The organism is Streptomyces sp. NPDC091377 (assembly GCF_044757045.1).
Taxonomy (GTDB): domain Bacteria; phylum Actinomycetota; class Actinomycetes; order Streptomycetales; family Streptomycetaceae; genus Streptomyces.
On record NZ_JBIVUE010000040.1, the window covers coordinates 1 to 17,400 of the forward strand.

Here is a 17,400-nt window from a genome sequence, read left to right on the forward strand (position 1 = left end):
CGACAACGTCAACTTGGCCTTCGGCCGCCCCGTACGCGCCATACCGCAAGCCTACACATCTGAACAGAATTCCCGACTCAGAAGACTAGGGGGTGGAAGGCACGGTGCCGAGTCTTCCACCGGTCAGTGCCAGGCGCGGTCGACTCCGGTGGGGTTCTCTCCCTGGACGGGGCCGATGAAGTCCTCCATGATCCCTCGCAGTCGCTCCACCCGTGCCCGGTCGAGCATGAACTCGCGGAATCCGCCCGGGTCGGTGTTGCGGTACTGGTCGATGGGCTTCCAGCCGGGGATCTGCACATCCCGGCGGGCGGGCCACTGCGCCGATGCCTGCTGGGCCTGCCGGGAGAGCCGGTAGCTCATGTAGAGCTTCGCGGCGGCGGGATGCGGGGCGTCCTTGAGGATCGCTCCGGTCTGGTACCAGGACTGGAAGAAGTCCTCCCTCGGCAGGATGAACCGCATCGGGTCGCCCTCGGGCGGGTTGAGGGAGTAGAAGGAGGTGAACGTCGCCGCCCGCTCGCCCGAACCGATCACCGCCAGCGGGGTCGCAGTGCCCCGTACCCACAGCGGGTTCTGCTTCAGCAGCTTCTCCAGCCAGCCGTAGCCGTGCTTGGCGATGATCCGCTCGAACTGGTAGAGGACGGCGTCGTCGTCGTGCGGATACGTCAGTACGATCCGGTCCTTGAGATCAGGACGCAGATAGTCGAGCGCCTCCCTGGGCGCCTGTTCCTCGGGAACGACGTCGGTGTCGACGACATTGGAGAAGGCGAACACGAAAAGGGCGTAGTAGGCGCCGTCGGAGTCCGCGAAGTCCGGGTCGACCTGGTCCAGACCCTCCGGCCGGAACGGCTGCAGGAGGCCCTGCTCCTTCCAGTACGGGAAGTCGTTCACGGTCTGGACATGCACCACGTCCACCCGGTTGTCCCCGCGAATGTGCTGGGCGTCGATCCGGGCATTGTGGAACTTGCTGAGATCGACGGTCACCTCGATGTCGATGTCGGGGAATGCCTCGCGGAACCCGGCCGTGTACATCCCCGCCTGCTCGGGCGCGTCACCACCGGCATAGACGACGAGCCCACCGCCCTCCGCCCTGGCCTGCTCGTACAACCCCGTGAGTGCGTCCGTGCTCATCACTCGTCTCCTTGGCTTCGCTGAATGGCCCTTACGAGGAGGCCGGGGGCCTGGCCGGCCAGGAGCACCCGCATACGATCCGACCAGCACCGATCTCACTTGAAATGCCACAATTCTTCCTAAGTGTGAACTATGCACCATTGCAGGAATAGTGGCCTGGAACTGGCCATGGTTCCAATGGGGTACTGTCCGGACTCGCCCCGCACCGATCAGAGGCCGCCCTCGGACCCCGCGTCCCCTGCTTCCGGCGCGAACGCTCCCCAGATGCCAAGCGCCTCGCCGCGGCTGGTGCCCGTCGGCAGAGCTGGCGGTACCCGCCCGCGCGCTGCCGACGGCCGGGCTCTGGGACATGCCGGCCCCGTTCATCCCTGCGATCGGCGAGCACCGATGAACCGGCGCCCGCCAGCCGCCGGTTCACCCGGCCTCACGCCCGCCGAGTACGGGAATGGGTCGTTCCGCGCGTTCCCGGCGTCACCGACCCCCCCCGCGGCCACACCCGGGCCCAGGCAGTGAGGGCCAGGCCCGGTGGTGCGCCTGCCGAAGGGGCCGATACGGGGGGGGGCTGGCGGCGGCTGGTCAACGCCCATCTGCACTTTCTCCATCCGGCCGTCGGGTGTCTGTCCCTGCCCCCCGCGGCCGTCGAACGGCACGGGATGGCGGTGCTGCTGCGCGGCGGACACGGCGCGTTCGGGTCGCTGACCGCGCTCGCCCTCGCCGAGCGCGGCCGGCGGGTCCTCACCGGGGACGTGATCCTCCTCGACACCCCGCCCCCCCCGGCAGCGCCGTGTACCGGGTGAAGGGCGGGACGAGCGCCTTCATCCGTCCGCCCGATACCGTATGCCGCCAGCTAGCCACCCTGCTGCTCCCCACCCACCACACTCGGCGAGTCGACCTGGCCGGACATGCCAGCCTCCACGCCCTGCCGACGGCCGGGCCGGTACAGCTCGCCGCCGCTGTGATCGAGGACATCGACGGAGCCCCTGTCTCGGTGACGCCCCGGAGTGCCTGGACCCCCACACCGACACAGCGGTGTGGGGGAAGGCCGGCTCCCACCTCCTTGACCGGGTCCTCGACCACGGCGACCTCGTCCTGCGGACCCTGGAAACCGAACTCCCCACACACCATCGGCTCCTCCTGACCCGCGCCCTTGCCGACTGGATACCGCGCCACACCGTCCGCGCCACACCCCAACTGCCGGCCGGCCGGATCGATCACCTCACCCGCCATCACGCATCCCACTGGAGGCGCACCATGACGAGACCCGAGTTCTCCACCCGGTCCCGGTACATCGGCGCCCGGATCCATCTCGTGCACGGCCGAGCCCGCCTCCGGCCACGGGTCGAAGAAGCGGACCGGGCCCGGCCGACCGTGCTCGGCCCGGCAGCAGGCACCACGTCCTCACCGACGGGCAGAGCATCGCGCTCGCGGTGTCGCTGACCGGCGGAAACCGCAACGACGTCACTCAGTTGCCGCTCCTGCTGGACAAGGACCCGGCCGTGGCCAGCGGGTGCTGCCCCGGACGCCGGCCCGGCGCGTTCCTCGCAGACCGCGGCAACGACCAACAGGTACCGCCGCCTGCTGCGGCAGCGCGGCACGCGCCCGGGTCACCGCCGAACGCGGCAGGCCATACTCCTCCGGACTGTGCGTTCCCCGGTACGTGGCCGAACGCACCGTCGCCCGGCTGCACGGCTTCCGCCGCCTTCGGATCCGAAGGGAACGACGCGACGACATCCACGAAGCCTTCCCCGGCCTCGCCACCTGCCTGATCACCCACCGCCACGTGCAGCCGCACTTGTCAGGACCTCTTACCGATTCGGGGCTGACGCCCTATTTGACAGCCGCCTGCCGATGCTCGATCTCGGCGACATGCCGGCCCGGGACTACGAGGCTTTGGATCCGTCCGACACGCGCTTCGTCGGACTCGGACATGCCCTGCGCGTGCTCGCGCAGTCGTACGCAGAGCACCCGGTTGCCGGGAGGAGTGGCGACCCTGGAACCCGGTCCAAGCCCGGAGTGTCACAAGGTCAGCGACCGAGCCGGTTCCTATGTACCAACCGAGTGCGTTCATGTGTACGCCGACACCGGCCGACCAGCGCGTTCTGTTCAGGCTTTTGTCATGCGCGGCGCACATTTGGGACTGATCGACGACCGACGCAAGTGGTCACTGTTCAAGCAGCTGTCGGCACGAGGCTGGAGGAAGTCCGGAGCACGCACCACGGAGCTGGTTTCCGTGCCAGCGTCCTCTTTGACGGTACGCCGACGGTGTCCCCATGCTGGACGGTCCCGAACCTGCAGCGTGTTCCAGAGCGAGCCTCTCGAACAGCAACCAACCGGGGGAGTGGTGCACTGCAAGGCTGGTCGATATGCGCGCGAGCCGCTGTGTGACGCTGCCGGGGGGCGAACGGCGGCGGGTGCCTTTGCGGTGTCAGGTGCGGCCGGTCTCGTGGGCCCACATGGCGACTTCGACGCGGTTTCGGGCGCCGAGCTTTCGCATGAGGCTGGCGAGGTGGGCTTTGACGGTGCTTGGGGTGATGTGAAGCTGGCTGGCGATCTCATTGTTGGTGCGGCCTTGGGCTACAGGCCGGAGGACTTCCTCCTCGCGGGCGGTGAGCGGTTCTGTCGGCTGCCTCGGTGGTGAGGTCTGTGCGTGGGCGAACGCTGCGAGCAGTCGGACAGTCACGCTGGGTGCGATCAGTGCGTCTCCGGCGGCGGCGGCGTGGATGGCCTGGGTCAGCAGGGCGGCTCCGGCGTCCTTGAGCAGGAACCCGCGGGCTCCGGCTCTGAGCGCCCCGTGGACATATTCGTCGAGGTCGAAGGTGGTGATGACTACGATCGGCAGGGGATCGGTGACGCTGGGGCCGGCGAGGCGTCGGGTGGCTTCGATGCCGTCCATCAGCGGCATTCGGATGTCGAACAGGCCGACGTCGGGGCGCAACTGGAGTGCCAGGCGGACTGCCTCGCGCCCGTCGGCGGCCGCGCCGACCACTTCGATGTCGGGCTGGGCGTCGAGCAGCATCGTCAGCCCGGTGCGCACGATGGGCTGATCGTCGGCGATGAGGACCCTGATGGTCATCGTGGCGTCCCGGTTCGAGGCAGGACCGCCTCCACCCGCCAGCCCCGCTCGGCGGCGGGGCCTGCGTGGAAGGTGCCGCCGAGCAGTGAGGCGCGTTCGCGCATGCCCACCAGGCCGTAGCCTGCTGGGGCGCGCCCGCCGGCGGTGGAGCCGTCGTCGTCGACGCTCAGCCGTACCTGGTCGGCGTCGCCTGTGACAGCGACGGTGACCTGGGTCGCGTGGCGGGCGTGCCGTCGAGCGTTGGTGATGGACTCCTGGGCCAGGCGGTAGATCGCGGCCCCGACCGCCGGGCTGAGGTCGTCGAACTCGCCGATCAGCGTCACCTCGACGCAGGGACGTGTCTGGCCATCGGTGGCGAGCTGCTCGACCTCGGCCACGCCGGGCTGCGGCGCGAACTCGGTGTCCTGTGTGGCGCGGAGCACGCCGACGATGGCGCGCAGCTCGGTCAGGGTGCGGGTCGCTGCGTCCTCGATGACGGCCAGGGCCTCGGTGGCACGCTCGGGGTGGGAGGCCGCGATGGCACGTCCTGCCTGGGCCTGGATGGCGATGCCCGAGACGTGGTGGGCGACGGTGTCGTGGAGGTCACGAGCGAGCTGTTCGCGTTCGCGGGCCTTGGCCTGGTCGATGTCGCGGATGAGGATCTTCGTGTGATAGCGGATCGCGGCGCCGAGCGCGGCGGCGAACAGGAAGAACCCGTACGATGCGACCGAATCCGCCAGGCTGGTGGTGTCGGCGACGTTGGTGATGGCCAGCCAGAGCAGGATGACGCCGAGGCCGCATGCGGCCTCCCGACCGGAGCCCCACCGGAACAGTGCGTAGGCCAGGATCAGCGCCGCGGAGATGCTGTTGAGCAGGGTGCCTTGCGACCCGGTGAGGATTCTGACCATGTCGACGATCGTCAATGTGCCGAAGGAGACCGCAACCCCGACGAGCGGGTGCGTGCGTCGCCACAGCAGGGGGCCGAGGACCGCGAGCACTGCGAGCAGCAGCAGCGGGCGTGGCGCCAGGTCCTGGCGAAGCGTCACTTCCAGCAGGGACCAGCAGATCAGTACTGCGACCAAGGCCCAGTCCCGCGGCCTCCGGTCCGGGGCATTCGTGGGTCGAGGCTCCGCCCACAGCGAGCGGAGTGCGTTGGTGGCCATCCGATCAGCCTAGGCGGCCCGCGTGCTCGGTGTATCCGCCGAAAGTACAAGAACCCGGCTGTGCCAACGGCCAGATCGAATCAGGCTCCGCGGCTGATGTGCCCGCCGTCGGCATCCGTGACGGTGGAAGCACCCACCCCATCAAGCCAGGAAGCATTGTGATGAGAACGCCCCAATCCCATACCGCCCGAGAGAATCCGCCGGCCCAGAGCACGCTGGAAGATCTGCGCATGCCCGTCCAGGCCAAGCTCGCAGCAGCATGGACCAGCTTCATGTTCCTCTACATCTACGTCGACTACCTCGCCCTGTACAAGCCCGGCTTCGTCGACGACATCCTGGCCGGCATCGTCCACGAGTTCGACACCGGTCCAGCCTTCGTCGCCCTTGCGCTCACGCTCATGGCCATCCCGATCCTCATGATCCTGCTCTCCGCGACACTGCCCGCCCGTCTCAACCGCACCAGCAACCTCGTCGTAGCAACGCTCTACATCCCCGTCTCGATGTTCAACGCGGCAGGGGAGCCCTGGACCTACTTGTACTTCTACGGCCTCTCCATCGGACTCGAGGTGCTGCTCCTGGCCTTCATCCTGTGCTCCGCCTGGACCTGGCCACGCCGCACCGCATCACCGGCGACCCTGGCAGCCGGCCTCGACAGCGAGCCACTCCGCAGGCCGCATCAGGCGTGACTGCCTGCGCCGCGCCCGACCGAGGCCCCGGGTGATGTCTCTGGCTGTAAGTGACAGCGTCCTTGGAATGTCCCCAGTACTTCCTCAGCTACTACATCCAGTACTTGGCCCACGAACCCCCGCCTCCGGGCAGCGCGAAGTACTTCTCATGGACGAACCCGACGCCTACCTCTCCGGCAGCGGCCAGCAAGACCTGCTGCGCATCTTCGAAGACTTCGCCTACCCCAGCTGATTCCGGCCGCTTCCCGTGCCAAGTCGTGTACGTGACGCACTCGCCCTTCCTCATAGACAAGAACCACGGCGAACGCAGGGCGAGGGCGACGAAGGAACCCGCGTGGTACGCAACGCCTCCCGCAACCACTACGAGCCACTGAGATCAGCTTTCGGTAGCTTCGTCGGAGAGACGACCTTCATCAGTAGCTGCAACCTCATGTGCGAAGGGCAGTCCGGCGTCAAGGAGGACATCGGCGAGCGGGTCGGCCTGGTTCGCGTCGTCGATGACGACGATCGGGAGCATCCTGGTGGCGCGGATCGTCTCCAGGACGGCGGTGGATGACGGCGTGGTGGTGTTCATCGGCCCAGCCATCCTCCGTCGACGGGCAGCAGGGTGCCGTGGACGTAGTCGGAGGCGGGTGAGCAGAGGAAGAGTGCGGCGCCGGCGAGGTCCTGGGGAGTGGCCCAGCGGCCGGCGGGGATGCGGCTCAGTATGGCGGCGTTGCGCTCGGGGTCCTGGCGCAGCGCGGTGGTGTTGTCGGTGGCGACGTAACCGGGGACGATGGCGTTGACGTTGACGCCGTGGGCGGCCCATTCGTTGGCGAGGGCGCGGGTGAGGCCGGCGATGCCGGACTTGGCGGCGGCGTAGCCGGGGACGGTGATGCCGCCCTGGTAGCTGAGCAGTGACGCGGTGAAGAGGATTTTGCCTCGGCGTCGTTCGAGCATGCTGCGGCCGACTTCGCGGGCGAGGACGAACTGGCTGGTGAGGTTGACGGCGAGGACGTGGTCCCAGTCGGCGTCGGGGTGGTGGGCGGCGGGGGCGCGGGCTATCGTGCCGGCGTTGTTGACCAGGATGTCGACCGGGCGGCCGAGGCCGGCGAGGCGGGTGGCGAGGTCGGCGGTGGCGGTGCGGTCGGTGAGGTCGGCGTGCAGGATCCGGCAGTCACGGCCGAGGGCCTTCACGCGGTCGAGGACTTCCTGGTCGGCGGGGCGGGGCGGGGCGGGGCGGGTGCGGTGGCGACGGCGACGGCGACGATGTCGGCGCCGGCGGCGGCCAGTGCCTCGGTGATGGCCAGGCCGATCCCGCGGCGGGCGCCGGTGACGACGGCGAGGCGTCCGGTGAGGTCGAACAGCGGTTGGTGGGCGGTGGTGGTCATGCGGGGTCGTTCCCTTCGGTGGGCCCGGTTCCGGTGATGCGGCAGTCGATGAGGATCTTCATCTCGCCGGTGCCGCCGTCCAAGGCGGCGAAGGCCTCCCGGGCGCGCTCCAGTGGTTCGGTACGGGAGATGAGGGTCTCTGCGGGGATGTGGCCGGCGGCGAGGAGGCGTGCGGCTTCCTCGAAGTCGGCGCGCTGGTAGAGGCGGGCGCCGATCAGGCTCAGTTCGCGCCAGAAGAAGCGGTGCAGGTTGAGTTCGCGGGGGGTGGGGTGGATGGCTACCAGGACCAGGCGGCCGCGCGCGGCGAGGCAGTCGACGGCGGTGGTGACGCCGCCGGCGGCGCCGGAGACCTCGAAGGCGACCGCGGCGCCGGCTCCGCCGCTCCAGGTGGCGACCTCGGCGGCGATGTCGGTGGTGGCCGGGTTGAGGGCGGTGACACCGAGTTTCTCGGCGACTGAGCGCCGGTAGGCGTCGGGTTCCACCAGCAGGACGTCGGCGCCGGCGGCGCGGGCGATGGGCCGGCGCCGCGAAGGGCGCGCCGAACTGCTCGTCGCGTCGGGGAGACGAAGCCCTTCCCGGACTCTCCTCTGTACGATGTGATGGTCCTCGATCTGAACGCTGCGTGACGAAACAGCGCTGCTGCGGCTGATCCGCGCCGGCCACCGACAGGCGCACCTTCGGTCATGTGCACGAGGCGCCCAGACGGATCCCTCCTGCGACCGACCGGAGGGCGGCTCCGGTTGTGCTGGGCTGTTCTCCCGAGCAGATTGGGCCGTGCCCCCGTTGTCAGGGTCTGACCTGCCGGTACGGGGGGGGAATGCGCAGATCCCCCCGCTGCCGGCGGCGAGCCCGACAGGGTTGGACTCTCTGAGTCCTTCCTCGTTGAGGTAGTCGTAGAACAGCCGCACCGGAACCAAGCGTTGCTGCAGCGTTGCGTTCGCTGAGCCGGCCCCGGAGTCCAGCACGACGACATTGCCTCCCCGACGGCTAGGCCGCGTCGCTAGCTCCTTCACGAACGCCGCCACGTGCAGACGCTTCGCGACGAGCGGGTTGATCCCCTCTCGCTCGCAGACCAGCAGGTACTCAGCAAGTCCCCGCGCGTACGCGTCGGTAGTCTGGGGTGCCCGCCCCAAAACCGTCCGTATTCGCAGCCAGTCGGCTGCCCTCTCGTGGCGGCCCAGGACTGGCCACTTCTCCTCCAACACCACCGCGCTGCCCAACGGATCTCCTCAGTACGTGGGGACGCCGCAGGATACGAGCCACATCCTCGGCGCGTGATGCCACGTAACTAATAGGAAAACCGTCGGCAGGGACCTCCACTTCGCCCCGTTGTCGATCAGGTGACGGATGGCGTCGACGATCTGCCGGTGAGGCCACTTCTCGCACTGCGGGACGAGCAGCATCCTGAGCGAGGACATCTGTCCCCTATGTATGCGCCGGTCCGTCAGGCCGGTTTTCTGTAGCACTCCTTGCAGCATCCGATTTCCCGGACATGGGGAGTGGGTGTCCGGGCCGCATCCTGGGCGAGGGTTGCCTAGGTGGTCGGTTCCTGCACGGGTGGGTGGCGAATTCGGCCAGTGGGTTGTTCGATCAGGTCAGTATTCGGCGCACTACTGCCGGGTTTTGTCCGCTGTTCGGTAGATCTTGTTCTCGACCAGGTGCAGGCGACTGTCTGACCACATAAGCAGTTCGGGGGCTTCATGAAAAGAAGAACAGGGCTGTGGCGTGTCGGCGGGCGGACAGTGACGGTGATGACGGCGGTCGCTGTCGTGTCAGCCGCAGCGCCCTCCGCCACGGGTGCGGGCAGTCCCGATGACCTGCGGGTCGAGTCGTACGTGGTGCCGGTCGGGGCGGTGAAGCCCTCGCTGGAGGAACTACAGAGCGGGCGCGGTGTGGAACGCCTGCGTCAGCTCGCGCGGCAGGCGGAACCGGGGGCACGGCTGGCCCGGGAGACGGCGGGCCCGGCCGCCTCCTACGCGCCGCTGTCGCAGCGGCCGTCCGGGTCCCCGCCCGCCACTACAGCAGGTCCAGCGCCGTCGGCCGGAGCGGGGGCGCGGATCGCGGCGCCGGAGCCGGCCCGGACCATGACCTTCGAGGAGTGCAAGAAGGGTCTGGGCAGCGACAAGGCGTTCTTCGTCAAGTCCCGGTTCGCGGTGTGCAACGGCGCGTCCTTCCTGCAGACCTGGATCCGTAACAGTCAGTCGGTCGGCCAGAGCATGTTCAACGTGCGCGCCATCGGAACGATCGCAAAGAACAGCCGCACGATCAGCTTCCAGTACCACTTCACCGAATTCATCACGGCCGGCACGACAGGGGCCGCCGCCATGCCGATCACCACGAAGGGAAACATCCCCAGGAGTTGGCCGTCCGCAGCACGCTACACCCGGGGAGGGACCATCCCGAATGGGTCGAGGACGTTCGCCGAACTCAAGGCACTGGGCACGTTCACGGAGACGGTGAACGCCAAGCCCGGGCAGGGCAGCGACGGTAGCACCGACCTCGTTTTCGCCGTCTACGAGCCGGCCATTAGCTACAGCGCCCCAGCGGGCTGGACACTGGGCGGAGCCCAGGGCGGCAAGCTGTTCATGCTCGCACCGCGGTGGGACGCGGCAACGTACCTGGCCAACTCCACCGGGGGCGGCAACCCGGCCAAACGGGGCGCGGCGACGTTCAGCTATGTGCCGACCCTGACCTACAGCGCGAAGGCTGGCGCCGAGGAGCGCGCTGTGGCCCAGCACATCAAGACGGCATTCGCCAAGCCGGCGGACACCAAGCCGTACATGTCGGCGAAGAGGGTGCCCGGCGGGACACTCGACGACCCGCTCCACCGCACCGTGAAGAAGACCCGCAAGGACGACAACCGCAAAGAAGCGGTCAAGCAGTGCAAGCGGTACTGGGGCGCCAACTGCACCTGGGGCGGCGAGCGGGAATGCGACGAGTATCCCTTCGCCACCACCTACGAAGGAGCTGCAGAGTCCCAATACGATGCGGACGCGAAGAAGTTCAACTTCTCCGTACGGCCCATCGCCAAGGCAGACAACGGCGCGGGCGGCAGCCTCCTGCTCAGCTTCTACGCCAAGAACCGGATCATTGACGGCATCAACGACAGCTTCATCGTGAAGACCGTCTCCTGAGTTCACGCGACAGCCGGGCATGGACGGGGCAACTGCCGGGGACCACCCTCAAGTCACCCCCGCCCATGTCGTTCTAGACCTCGGCGGGCCAGAACTGCACGAGGTAGCGCTCCACGCCCTCACCCGTCCCTTCCCCCTCCGACAGCGCGGCGGCCTCAGTGCGCCCGGTGCAGTTCGCCCGCACCCGCCACAGGCCGGGCCGGCCGAGAGCGAACGCGTCCTCGGTGCGGCCCAGGCTCATGGACCATACGGCGACCTCGCCACTGGACGATACGAAGTCGGCCTCGGCCCACTCGTCCCAGCCGGAAGGGTCCTGTCCCGGCGGCTGCCCATCCCACACCTCCACGTCGACCAGGGCGGTGTGGGTGTGACCGGCACTGTAGAAGTCGAGACGACCCGGGAAGGGGTTGAGGAAGACGCCCTGCTCGAAGTCGTCCGGGAACGGCGTGGGCAGGTCGGCGTCATCAGACTCCTGGAGCCCGAAGGCGTGACATCCCACATCGGCCTTCAGGTGATACTGCCGGACAAGCTCCTCAGCCACGAACACTCCCTCGACGTGACACATGACGGGTCACGCTGATCGTAGGCCGCCAACGCGTAGGAACGCTGCAGCATCGCGGCCTTGCCGTCGGACCCGCTGACGCGGTGGCCGCGATTCCCGCGCCCGGCGTCACCCCCGCCACAGTCCGCAGAACCCCACGGCGGTCCCGTCCGTACTCATCGCTCATCCGTCGCAGTGACACGGGGGCTTCGGATGCGACATGGTGGAGGTCCGGCCCGTCGTCCATCCCCCGTGGCGACGGGCCGGATCCGTATTCAGCGGGCGAGGACGATGTCGACCGGCGTGTTCGGGCAGGTGCTCAGGATGTCGGTGAGTGCGGTCTGCTCGGCCGTGTCGATGGCGAGTCCCCAGCGGGTTTTGATCACGACCCAGTCGGTGCCGTAGGTGCAGCGGTGGCTGGCGGCGGGGCGCTGCCAGGTGGCGGGGTCCTGGTCGGCCTTGGACCGGTGGAAGAGGCGGACACCCCGATCAGCGTGTCGGAGTCGTCGAGGTCGTTGGCGTACGCTCGCCGTTCCGCGACGGTCCAGGCGGAGGCAACGGGATCACCTCCTGGGCGTGGCACCGTACGTGCGTTCCCGCCCCCGGACCGGAGGGGAAGTGTCAGGAGTCGCCCTCCGGCCCGTCGTACGCTCCCTCCTGCACTGGCCTGGACGGCGCAAGACGATGGACTCGGCTGAGAGGGAGACCCGGGAACGGCTGAGGCCGGGTGCGCGCCCCAGGGCGGCATTCTGCTCGTCGGCCTGTCGCGCGAGGCAGTGGCGGAAGGAACGTCGGCCGCGCTGGCTCATGCGTGTCCGCCGCGACCACCATGGCCAGGGACGCCACCCTTACGCCAGAGGTGCCCATCGAGTGATGCTGCACAACTGACGCAGCCGTCCGTGCGTCACCGATAGACGTACAGATACATCCGCCCATCGGTGTGCGGGCCCCTGCATTGCCAGGGCCACCCGGTCTCAAAACGGATTAGCTCGCCGCGTAAGTCACAGGCAGGCCGATTGGGGAAGGTTTCCCCGGTGAACACCCATCCCGCCGCAGCGCTGCTGCTCTGCGCGGTGGCCGTGGGTACAAGGCTGCCGAGAGTCAGGGCTGCCCCGACTGCGGCTGCGGTAAGGACCTTACGAAAACGCATGGCTCTCCCTCTTGCTGCTGTGTACGTCTCCTACCGGCGTAGCGTCCGCCTGGTCAGAGCTTCTGTTTCGAAGCCAAGTTCTGAGTAGCCATCGGGCTCACGCCAGTGAAGCGTGCCGAGGGCTCCGGGCGGCCGGAGCGCCCGTGTTCCGGGGCTCGACGTCCAGGGTGCCAAGAGCGATGGCTGCCTACCTTGTCATTCCGCGCGGGACGTTTGACGATTCGCGCACGCCTCGGGGGGCAGGTTTCTGTAGTCCCGTGGCGGTATCCCGTAAGCGGTCCGGAACAGGCGGCTGAAGTGCATGGGGTTGGTGAAGCCCCAGCGGGCGGCAATAGCCTGGATCGGTTGGGAGCTCAGGCGAGGATCGGCCAGGTCGAGGCGGCAGCGCTCCAGACGGCGGTGGCGTATCCAGGCCGCCGGCGACGTGCCGTCCTCGGCGAGCAGCTGCTGGAGGTGGCGTAGGGAAATATGGTGGGCGTCCGCGATCATCTGGGGGGTCATGGCCGGGTCGGCGAGGTGCTGCTCGGCGAACGTGTTGATCCGGGCCCGCAGGGCGTTCCGGCGGGCCTCCGGCGTGAGCGCGTTCTCGGTTCCCAGCCACCGCGCGGCGACAGATGCCAGAAGGTCGAGACTGACTGAGGTGAGAGCGCACACGTCGGCCCGGGTGAAGTCACTGGCGCGTGCCTGGACAGTGGTCAGCCACTCGCCCAGCATGCAGCCCATGCCGCTGCGTGCGCTGATCGGGACGGCGAGCAGGCGGCGCATGGTCTTTTCCGGCAACGGCATCAGTCGGCGGGGAAGCTGCACGGTGATGTGCTCCCCGGCGCCGGGGACATCCGCGCGGTAGGGGCGGCTGGAGTCCAGCATCACCAGGTCCCCGGCGCCCAGCGCGGTGCACGTTCCGTCAACCGAGAGGCGGGCCGCCTGTCCCAGGAAGTAGTTGAATTGGTATACCTCGGGGTCGGACTGCCGGACGAGCTTCGCGGTCCGCGTAATCTCCAGATGCGGAAGCCGCATGTTGGAGATCTGCAATTCCCCCAGGGCCAGGGTTCGGATACTGGAGCGGAAGTCGTCCTGGTTGTTGCTGCGCAGCCGGTTGACCGTGTGCGACCGGCTGGTGAACTCGGTAAAGAGTTCGAATCTTTCGGGTGCGGCAACGCTCTCCGTGCTGAACTCCGTGACCAGCATCCCCAACCCCCATGGTCAGCAGCTTCCCTCGCATTCCGCTCCGAACGTGACACGGGGAGACGCGGACCGTCCAGTAGCGCGTCGGCCAGGTAACGCCTGTTCGTGAAGACAAGGACACCTGGATTCGTCGTCTGCTCCGGCGCTGGGTCGTCGAACGCTCCCAGTGCGCCACGGGGCGCTCTGTTTGTATCCCCGGCTGAGCCGGGAGGAACTCGGAAGGAGGTTCCTGGGCCGGATGACTTACCTGGATCCGAAAGGTGAAGGGGACAACAGCATGTCAGAAAACCAGCGACCGGGCTCAGTTGTCAGAGACGGTGCGCTGGGCGGCCCGCGCGATATGGCGAAGACTGGATTGTTTGAAGCCTAATCTCCAGAAGATGCAAGTTCCCATCCGTCGGAATCGACAGCTGAAACCGGCGCCGCACTCTGCTCCAGCTTCGATTGTTGGCCGGAGCACTTCCGCATCCACGCCAACCATGGTGCGATGACGCCCGGCGTCACGTCGGAAACCGTGGACGGCACGTCACAGAGGAAGATCGACCGGATCACCGAGGCGATGCGCCACGAGCGATACCGCTTCCGTCCGGTCCGGCGCGTCCATATCCCGAAGAAGAATGGGAAGACGCGTCCACTGGGACTGCCGACCTGGTCGGACAAGCTCGTCGGTGAAGTGGTACGCCTGCTATTGGAGGCGTACTACGCGCCGACGTTCTCCGACCGCTCTCATGGGTTTCGTCCCCGCCGGGGCTGCCATACCGCTTTGCGGGAGGTGGACCACACCTGGACCGGGACGTCTTGGTTCATCGAAGGGGACATCGCCAACTGCTTCGGCAGCCTGGACCACAAGGTCCTGCTGTCGATCCTCGGCGAGAAGATCCATGACCAGCGGTTCCTACGGCTGGTGCGCAACATGCTCAAGGCCGGATATCTGGAGGACTGGAGATGGGGCGCCACACTCCCCGGAGCGCCGCAAGGCGGAGTGCCCTCCCCTGTCCTGTCCAACATCTACCTACACAAGTTGGACGAGTTCGTCGAGACAGTTCTGATTCCGGAGTACACCTGAGGGAAGCGTCGGGCCCGCAACCCGGCATATCTGGAGTTGCAGAATCTGCTGGCGAAAGCCCGCCGGCGCGGCGACCGGTCCAGGCCCGTGCGCTGCGTCAGCAGATGGTCAGCCTGCCGAGCGCGGATCCCAGCGATCCGGCATACCGCAGGCTGCGCTACATACGCTACGCAGACGATCACCTCCTCGGTTTCACCGGACCGAAAGCCGAGGCCGAGCAGATCAAACAACGCCTGTCCCAGTTCCTGCGTGACGAACTCAGGCTGGAACTGTCCCGGGACACAACACTGATCACTCACGCCTGCACCGGGGCAGCGAGGTTTATCGGCTACGAGATCACGACCCAGCACAACGACACGGAGAAGACCGGCCGTTACCGCAGAATCAACGGCCAGATAGCACTCCGTGTCCCACAGGACGTGATCAAAGCCAAGTGCGCCCCCTATACGGATCGCGGAAAACCCGCGAAGAGACGGCCCTGACCAATAGCAGCGATCATGCGATCGTGGCAACCTACGGGACCGTTTATCGGGGTGTCGTCCAGTACTACCTGCTTGCCGGGGATGTCTTCCGGTTGCACCGGTTGCACCGGTTGCAATGGGTCATGGAGACTTCCATGCTCAAGACTCTCTCGCGGCCAAGCATCGCTCGTCATTTTCGAAGATGGCCGCCAGGCACAAGGCCAGAATCGACACGCCCAACGGGCCCCGAGTCTGCTTCGAGGCCCATATCGAGCGGAAGAACAGGAAACCACTGGTGGCACGATTCGGTGGGATTTCTCTACAACGGCAGCGGGCGGCGGAACTCACCGACCGCGAGCCGGTGCGGGTGGACTATCCGCAGAAGGAACTTATCGCGAGGCTCCTTGCGGATACCTGCGAGATCTGCGGAAGTAAGGGCAACATGCAAGTGCACCACGTCCGCGCTCTCGCCGATCTTGCGCATGCCGGATGGCAGCCTTCCGATCGGGCGCGCGTCATGCGTCACCGGCGGCGCAAAACCGTCGTGGCCTGCGACACCTGCCACGACCGTATTCACTCGGAACGGCCAGCCAGACCAGCCACGCAGTAGTCACTGGAGAGCCGGATGATCGGGAAACCGTCATGTCCGGTTCGGCGGGAGGCGCGTGGAACAGGACTCGCCCTGATGGTGAGCACCTCGCCGCGCAGCCGACCCAACCGCCTGGCTCCACCAGTTCAAACGCCTCCGGATCCGCTACGAGATACGAGCAGACCTCAGCCTCGGGCTCCTCCAACTCGCCTGCAGCATCATCTGCTTGAGACGCCTCCGAACCTCATTCTGAAATGATCAGTAAGGGCTGTCCCTCAGGTGTGGCCGAGTCACGGCCCGAGACCGGATCGATAGGGTCAGGGCTCAGTCGATGGAAGAGGATCGTTCGATGGCGACGTACGACCAGCTGACCGAGTGGGCCGGCCTGGGGCATGTCACACGAGCCGGACAGGACGATGTGGCCAGCTGGCGGCTCCCTGACTCCTGGAAGGCACAGCTCGTCGAGGTGGGCATCGCCGTAGCTTCGCGTCTCATTGAACGAGTCGTGATGCAGAGCGAGGCTGAGCCAGTCCTTCGCACGTCCCGTGGCCCGCTCTACCGTCTCACCGAGCAGGCGGACCCCGATGATCAGGACGAGCGGTCATCGTTCGGCGTCGAGCCTGAGACCGGGGCGGTCTACTTTGTCATGCCGGACGGGGAGGCATGGTTCGCCAACTCGGGTGTCGACGTGTGGCTCGACGTCCTTCACCGCTACGGCAGTCTCGTCACAGCCTCTGGGCTTCTCAGCGAGTCGGACAGTCATGAGGAGCGCCTCTCTGAAGAGGAAGAAGAGCGGGCTTTTGCCGAGCTGAACCGGCTGGCCGAGGACCTGAAGGTGATCGACCCGGCGGCCTTCAACGGCTACGAGGGGTTTCTCTGGCCAGCGCACCTGGACCGCTGGCTCTACTGACTTCGGCTGGCAGATCCAGGGCTCGTAGATCTCGACCGTGCAGGGATACCAGATGCACCACTGAGATGATCTTCACGTGGGGTCTGTGATCACGGCGTCGGAGCCGTCGTGGATAGCGCCGTACTCCGACCTGAGTCCGCAGCAGGTCGGGAAGCTGGTCACCATGGTGGGTCTTCGAAGTTGAGCGGTGCGGTGTCGGTGTGCGCCTGACTGCCTGTCACAGTTTGTGACGGGTGGGGTGGTTATCGGGCCTGGGCACAGGACGCTCGTGGTCCTGAGTGATCGTTTCTGTTCTCTACGCGGAAGGATCACTGGGGAGCCACGGGTTTGGTCAACGGTACGACGTTGCTGCTCGGCCTCGACGGGGTGTCCGTCATACGGGTCGGGCGGTGCGAGGACGGTAGGCGCCGGGTCCACGTGGCTGCGGCGGATGCCTCGGCCCGGGCCTGCCCGGCCTGCGGAGTCTTCGCGTCCCGGTGAAAGGGTCCGCGACCACCCGTCCCCGAGGTCTCCCCTACGGCGAGCGCGGGCTGGAGTCCGTATGGCACAAACGGCGCTGGTGGTGCCGCGAGCCGGCTTGTCCTCGCAGGTCGTTCACCGGGCAGATCCCGCAGGTCCCGGCCGGCGCCCGGCTGACCGGGAGGCTGCGCAGTGCGGCCGGGCGCCGGATACGGGACGCCGGCTCCATGGTCATCCAGGCAGCAACGGACAGACCCCGCTGACCGCCTGGATCGCCAAAGAAAGCCTGCGCACCCTCCTTGGTCTGGCCCGCACCGGCGCCGACCGCCACCGCATCGGCCATGCCCGCTACAAGTTCCTCACCTGGTGCTCGGACGCCGACATCCCGGAAGTGCGTACCCTCGCCACCATCGTGGACCGCTGGTGGAACGAGGTCGCCGCGTTCATCGACACCGGGCACGGCAACGCCAAGAGCGAGGGCATCAACCGCGTGATCAAGTTTGTCG

The 17,400-nt window shown here is 67.3% G+C and carries 15 protein-coding genes and 3 pseudogenes; 9 read left to right on the plus strand and 9 right to left on the minus strand.

Annotation, left to right across the window (positions count from 1 at the left end; genetic code table 11):
- Window positions 1-123: 123 nt before the first annotated feature.
- Window positions 124-1,128 (minus strand): ABC transporter substrate-binding protein, encoded by a 1,005-nt coding sequence (locus tag ACIQNG_RS38625; RefSeq protein ID WP_401491842.1) that lies wholly within the window; start codon window positions 1,126-1,128, stop codon window positions 124-126.
- Between the two features lie 653 nt (window positions 1,129-1,781).
- Between ACIQNG_RS38625 and ACIQNG_RS38630 the strand changes: the two genes are divergently transcribed.
- A complete protein-coding gene (locus ACIQNG_RS38630) occupies window positions 1,782-1,925 on the plus strand; it encodes a hypothetical protein (protein WP_401491844.1) in 144 nt (47 codons plus the stop codon).
- Window positions 1,926-2,366: 441 nt separating this feature from the next.
- Window positions 2,367-2,894 carry a transposase gene (locus tag ACIQNG_RS38635; protein WP_401491868.1) on the plus strand — a complete coding sequence of 176 codons (528 nt, stop codon included), beginning with the start codon at window positions 2,367-2,369 and terminating at the stop codon, window positions 2,892-2,894.
- A gap of 659 nt (window positions 2,895-3,553) precedes the next feature.
- Here the strand turns inward: ACIQNG_RS38635 and ACIQNG_RS38640 are convergent.
- Together ACIQNG_RS38640 and ACIQNG_RS38645 are read right to left on the minus strand one after the other, a co-directional pair.
- Window positions 3,554-4,201 carry a response regulator gene (locus ACIQNG_RS38640; RefSeq protein ID WP_401491846.1) on the minus strand — a complete coding sequence of 216 codons (648 nt, stop codon included), beginning with the start codon at window positions 4,199-4,201 and terminating at the stop codon, window positions 3,554-3,556.
- A complete protein-coding gene (locus tag ACIQNG_RS38645; RefSeq protein WP_401491848.1) occupies window positions 4,198-5,262 on the minus strand; it encodes a sensor histidine kinase in 1,065 nt (354 codons plus the stop codon). The genes ACIQNG_RS38640 and ACIQNG_RS38645 overlap by 4 nt, the downstream gene beginning before the upstream one ends.
- A gap of 311 nt (window positions 5,263-5,573) precedes the next feature.
- On the opposite strand from ACIQNG_RS38645, the gene ACIQNG_RS38650 reads away from it, so the two are divergent.
- Complete coding sequence (locus ACIQNG_RS38650; RefSeq protein WP_401491870.1) at window positions 5,574-6,029, plus strand: DUF6326 family protein; 456 nt, start codon at window positions 5,574-5,576, stop codon at window positions 6,027-6,029.
- A 376-nt stretch (window positions 6,030-6,405) separates the two neighbouring features.
- Here the strand turns inward: ACIQNG_RS38650 and ACIQNG_RS38655 are convergent, their stop codons facing one another.
- Genes ACIQNG_RS38655 through ACIQNG_RS38670 form a run of 4 tightly spaced genes read right to left on the minus strand, consistent with a single transcriptional unit; the run spans window position 6,406 to window position 8,607 of the window.
- The gene (locus ACIQNG_RS38655) at window positions 6,406-6,603 is read right to left on the minus strand and encodes a hypothetical protein (RefSeq protein ID WP_401491850.1); all 198 of its coding nucleotides are present in this window, start codon (window positions 6,601-6,603) and stop codon (window positions 6,406-6,408) included.
- Window positions 6,600-7,205, minus strand: coding sequence for an SDR family oxidoreductase (locus tag ACIQNG_RS38660; RefSeq protein WP_401491852.1), 606 nt, complete (start codon window positions 7,203-7,205; stop codon window positions 6,600-6,602). The genes ACIQNG_RS38655 and ACIQNG_RS38660 overlap by 4 nt, the downstream gene beginning before the upstream one ends.
- Complete coding sequence (locus ACIQNG_RS38665) at window positions 7,202-7,399, minus strand: SDR family NAD(P)-dependent oxidoreductase (RefSeq protein ID WP_401491854.1); 198 nt, start codon at window positions 7,397-7,399, stop codon at window positions 7,202-7,204. Before ACIQNG_RS38665 ends, ACIQNG_RS38660 begins: the two co-directional genes overlap by 4 nt.
- The gene (locus tag ACIQNG_RS38670; protein WP_401491872.1) at window positions 7,396-8,607 is read right to left on the minus strand and encodes a zinc-binding dehydrogenase; all 1,212 of its coding nucleotides are present in this window, start codon (window positions 8,605-8,607) and stop codon (window positions 7,396-7,398) included. The genes ACIQNG_RS38665 and ACIQNG_RS38670 overlap by 4 nt, the downstream gene beginning before the upstream one ends.
- A gap of 543 nt (window positions 8,608-9,150) precedes the next feature.
- On the opposite strand from ACIQNG_RS38670, the gene ACIQNG_RS38675 reads away from it, so the two are divergent.
- Window positions 9,151-10,533: a hypothetical protein gene (locus ACIQNG_RS38675; RefSeq protein WP_401491856.1), complete on the plus strand. Its 1,383-nt coding sequence runs from the start codon at window positions 9,151-9,153 to the stop codon at window positions 10,531-10,533.
- A gap of 73 nt (window positions 10,534-10,606) precedes the next feature.
- Here ACIQNG_RS38675 and ACIQNG_RS38680 read toward each other — a convergent pair whose 3' ends face one another.
- Both ACIQNG_RS38680 and ACIQNG_RS38685 read right to left on the minus strand, forming a co-directional pair.
- Window positions 10,607-11,074 (minus strand): hypothetical protein, encoded by a 468-nt coding sequence (locus tag ACIQNG_RS38680; protein WP_401491858.1) that lies wholly within the window; start codon window positions 11,072-11,074, stop codon window positions 10,607-10,609.
- Window positions 11,075-12,419: 1,345 nt separating this feature from the next.
- Window positions 12,420-13,412, minus strand: coding sequence for a helix-turn-helix domain-containing protein (locus ACIQNG_RS38685; protein ID WP_401491860.1), 993 nt, complete (start codon window positions 13,410-13,412; stop codon window positions 12,420-12,422).
- Window positions 13,413-13,872: 460 nt separating this feature from the next.
- Between ACIQNG_RS38685 and ACIQNG_RS38690 the strand changes: the two are divergent.
- From ACIQNG_RS38690 to ACIQNG_RS38710, 5 genes and pseudogenes are all read left to right on the plus strand, one after another.
- Window positions 13,873-15,546: pseudogene (locus tag ACIQNG_RS38690) on the plus strand (reverse transcriptase domain-containing protein); the annotation flags it as partial.
- 109 nt (window positions 15,547-15,655) lie between these two features.
- Window positions 15,656-15,778: pseudogene (locus ACIQNG_RS38695) on the plus strand (IS5/IS1182 family transposase); the annotation flags it as partial.
- Between the two features lie 96 nt (window positions 15,779-15,874).
- Window positions 15,875-16,435: an SUKH-4 family immunity protein gene (locus ACIQNG_RS38700; RefSeq protein WP_401491862.1), complete on the plus strand. Its 561-nt coding sequence runs from the start codon at window positions 15,875-15,877 to the stop codon at window positions 16,433-16,435.
- 76 nt (window positions 16,436-16,511) lie between these two features.
- Window positions 16,512-16,604, plus strand: a pseudogene (locus tag ACIQNG_RS38705) (IS5/IS1182 family transposase); the annotation flags it as partial.
- Window positions 16,605-16,976: 372 nt separating this feature from the next.
- Window positions 16,977-17,400, plus strand: a 424-nt coding sequence (locus ACIQNG_RS38710; RefSeq protein ID WP_401491864.1) for a transposase, incomplete at its 3' end; no start/stop codon positions are given.